Source organism: Chloroflexus sp., from assembly GCF_034432675.1.
In the GTDB taxonomy this organism is placed as follows: domain Bacteria; phylum Chloroflexota; class Chloroflexia; order Chloroflexales; family Chloroflexaceae; genus Chloroflexus.
Genome location: NZ_DAOUBI010000085.1, coordinates 1 through 3,507 on the forward strand (window position 1 = coordinate 1; position 3,507 = coordinate 3,507).

General features: G+C 58.4%; 3 protein-coding genes. All 3 read right to left on the reverse strand.

Annotation, left to right across the window (positions count from 1 at the left end):
- Nucleotides 1-233: 233 nt before the first annotated feature.
- Genes VAE55_RS06735 through proC form a run of 3 tightly spaced genes read right to left on the reverse strand, consistent with a single transcriptional unit; the run spans nt 234 to nt 3,232 of the window.
- Nucleotides 234-1,634 carry a MurT ligase domain-containing protein gene (locus VAE55_RS06735; RefSeq protein ID WP_322815032.1) on the reverse strand — a complete coding sequence of 467 codons (1,401 nt, stop codon included), beginning with the start codon at nt 1,632-1,634 and terminating at the stop codon, nt 234-236.
- Between the two features lie 5 nt (nt 1,635-1,639).
- Entirely contained in the window at nt 1,640-2,413 is a 774-nt protein-coding gene (locus VAE55_RS06740; protein ID WP_322815033.1) for a hypothetical protein, read from the reverse strand.
- The gene (gene proC, locus VAE55_RS06745) at nt 2,414-3,232 is read right to left on the reverse strand and encodes a pyrroline-5-carboxylate reductase (RefSeq protein WP_322815034.1); all 819 of its coding nucleotides are present in this window, start codon (nt 3,230-3,232) and stop codon (nt 2,414-2,416) included.
- Nucleotides 3,233-3,507 lie beyond the last annotated feature (275 nt).

Here is a 3,507-nt window from a genome sequence, read left to right on the forward strand (position 1 = left end):
CACCGGCCCTGCCAGCACCGGCTTGAAATTGATCTCTCGAACTATTCCATCGTCAAACGTGATGCGCAGTGTGTACGGGTCGGTGATTTCACATCCAACCACCCGGTAGATTGCATGTCCCCTCTCTCTCATCCCTTTGGCGTAACGGTGCTATTTTGTGGTGCCGGGGTGATAGTTGGATAGCGGGTCATTCCTTCTCTGTGCCAGAGCCACCGGCATCCAGGTCGTCGCGGTTACGCTTCCCAAAAGGGTTTGGCCCAACCGCGGCGACTTATTTCGCTCCGTAAATCGAGCATGGCGGTATAGGTGGGCAGAACGGCAAGTGTTTCACCGGGTGGCAGTCTGGATAGGGCGGCATCCAGGGCAGCAGGGAGATCATCGATGACGGTAATAACCTTACCGGCCACACCGGCGTAGTCGAGACGCAGGGCCATATCGGCAGCGCGGGTACCGCTGACGGTGACGTGGGCAACCCGCTGTGCCAACGGTTCAAAATCGGCGTCCCACAACCACGAGACATCGGTGCCGTCGGCGAAACGGTCGTTGATGGCAATCAAAAGATGCAGGGGTTGGTTGGTGGCCGTCGTAAACATCCGTACCGTCTCGGAAGCACCGACCGGGTTTTTGATTAACGCGATCAAGAGCGGTGGCCCATTCGGGCCGGCAGTAATTCGTTCAATCCGACCAAAAGCGGCCTGAAAGTTCTGGAGGGCATTGCTAATAGTCGCAGGGGTTATACCTAACGCCAGCGTCGCTGCTGTGGCTGCCAGAGCGTTCTGGGTATTGTAGAGGCCGGGTAGTGGTAAACGGAACTGGACTGTACCGCCGGGATGTGTGATCTGAAGGTCACTCCCATCAAGTCCGCGTGGTTCAAGCACGGTGAGGGCAATGTCAGGTTCAGGACGGTGCTGACCGCACTGCGGGCAGGCATAGTGACCGATGTGGGCATAGAACACGTGCTGGTAGTGATAGCGATGGCCGCAGGCGTGACAGAACTGTGAGTCGGCGATGTGCAGTGCCGCTCCGGTGGCATGGCGAACATCTGCCAGGCCAAAGGCGATAATCTGAGCCGATAACCCTTGCACGATGCAGGACAGTGCCGGATCGTCGGCATTGAAGACGACGATGCTGGTTGGGGGAAGCGTTTGCAGCGCTGTGCGCCAGTGCCTGGCGATAGTGTCGATCTCACCGTAGCGATCAAGCTGATCACGAAACAGGTTCAGCAGCACAACCAGGCGTGGTCGTGTCTCGGCGATGGCCTGGGGCAGCGCTGCTTCGTCCGTCTCGAAGAGTGCCTGGTGTGCGTGTGGCCGTCCGCGCCAGTCGGCATCGGCAATGGCGACTGTGGTCAGGCCGGGCAACAGGTTCGCACCGGCGCGATTGTGGAGCAGTGGTTTGCCAGCCTGCTCAAGAATTGTAGCGACCATGCGACTAGTGGTCGTCTTGCCATTGGTACCGGCGATCAACGCCACACCTTCGGGCAAAGCGGTGCAGAAGTTGGTCAGAATGGTCGGATCGAGGATGCGTGCGACCTGGCCGGGAAGGCTGGTACCACCACCTAATCCCAACCGTCGCGAGAGGGTGCCGGCAGTGCGAGCGAGTGCGAGTGCTGCGGTTGTGCGGAGACGGTACATAGCTTTTAACTCAAGCCTGCTTTGCGCAGCGCAGCAGCCAGCGGATTATCATCGTCGTCATCGTCATCGCCACTGCTGGCAAAGAGCGATGCTGATGGGGGTGTCTCAACCTCTTCATCGAAGAGATCGTCTTCTTCCCAATCCAATGCCAGGTTTTCGGCACCGACCAGCGCAATAATATCATCGACACTAAACAACATCAGGTTGACCTGATCATCCGCTGCGGAGCGGAGGGACAGGTCGTCAATCAGGTGCAGTTGTGGCAGGGCGGCAAGCACTTCGGCGAGCGGTTCTGGTCGGCGGGGTGGCGGATGATCACTTGCCATCAGCGCATCGGCGGCAGCACTATCAGCCGGTATACCGGTATCAACCAGCAAAATCGTGATGCCCACCCGATGAAAGAGCAAACGCAGAATCTGGCGCGTCTCGTTAAGCTGGGCAACTGCCCGGCGCAGGGCACTGGCAGTACGGCTGGCTTTGATCTCGAACACCCAGGCCGTGTCATCAACAATTGCCAGGGCATCCAGCTCGCGATACTTAATCTGGGCCATCCGGTTGCGGCGCTCTTCGTACTCAAGAATCCGGCGTTCGTCGAGGGTCAGGTGAGTAGCCAGCCAATCGCGCAACGCAGCTTCAGCCTGTCCACCAAAAATATCGCGCTGGCGTGGTGGACGAATCGCTTTCTGATTTTTGCGTTGCAGCTTAAACTGCTCGACAAAGGCCCGGTAGCGACGGTCGTCTTCGGTTGTTAAGCGCACCCGCGCATAGCTTACCGCCATCTAACCATTCCTTCCCAATTCAACCGACCGCCGATAAGCCGCCCAAATTGCATCGGCCAGGACAGTGCGCAGACCACCGCGCTCAAGCTCACTCAACGCGGCGGCGCTGGTGCCACCGGGAGAGGTGACCGCATTGCGCAACTGTGCCGGATGCAAACCGCTCTGAATGGCATATTGCACCGAGCCGAGCATTGTCTGCTGTACTAGCTCTTCGGCGATTCGCCGCGACAAGCCAAGGTGAACACCGGCATCGATCATCGCTTCCATCATCAGGAAGACATACGCCGGCCCGGTGCCATTGATCGCGGTTGCCATATCGAGATAGGTCTCGTTATCGACAAACAATTCACGACCGAGCGCACCCAACACAGTGGCTGCCCAGCCGCGCTGACGCTCATTCACTGTCGGTGCCGCAGTCCACACCGTCATTCCACAACCGATTTGGGCGGGAGTGTTGGGCATGCTGCGCACAACGGCCTGATGGTCAAGCGCCTCGGCAAACGAGGCGATGGTAGCGCCGGCGATGACCGAAATCGCCAGATCGTCGTCGCGCAGGGCGCCGCGCAGTGGTGGCAGTACCCGGCGTAACTGTTGCGGCTTGACGGCGAAGATGATCACCCGTCCCCATTGGGCAGCGGCCAGATTATCGTGCGTGGTCTGAATGCCGTAGTGATGGCTCAGTTCGCGCCGGCGGTCTTCACGGGGATGGCTGGCTAAAATCTGATCGGCGGCAACCAGCTCGTTGCGCAACAGGCCACCGATAATTGCTTCGCCCATCGCGCCGGCCCCAATAACGGCAATTGGTAAATCTGAGAGCATAGTTGTTGTACCTGTAGCTAGTGCTTTGCCTGTTTGCCGTTGGACGGCAAACCATGTCTGTTCTGGGGAATATGATACCACGGGATGGATGGGGAAGAGGAAGTACGGGTTGAGACAGGTGAGTCGGGTATTTTCGTATCGCTATCGTTGTGCTCTGTTGCCCACATTGATAAGATGTGGTAACAATAGTTTCTGAACATGCGAGCAAGCCGTTCTGGCAACGTTGTGCGCAGCGTCTATCACCTGACCCAAACGGCGCTGCCACGCACTTCGCA